A 211-nucleotide genomic window follows, 5' to 3' on the forward strand; every position below is an offset into this window, starting at 1 on the left:
TGGATTACAGGTCGTGAATTTACGATTGTGATTATCGATTACGAAGCCTATCCAGTTATTCGTCTTGAACCATCTGATATCACTAATTTCTATGATTTTGAAGCCAAGTATAATCGAAACGATACCAGTTACTACATCCCCTGTGGATTGACCGCTGCTGACGAAAAGCACTTGCAAGATTTAAGCCTTGCGGCATTTCGCGCAGAAGATG

1 pseudogene is annotated in these 211 nt (G+C 41.2%); it reads left to right on the forward strand.

Annotation, left to right across the window (positions count from 1 at the left end):
- Positions 1 to 211: pseudogene (locus V6252_RS13635) on the forward strand (D-alanine--D-alanine ligase); the annotation flags it as partial.

Source organism: Psychrobacter proteolyticus (assembly GCF_038155145.1).
GTDB lineage: Bacteria > Pseudomonadota > Gammaproteobacteria > Pseudomonadales > Moraxellaceae > Psychrobacter > Psychrobacter proteolyticus_B.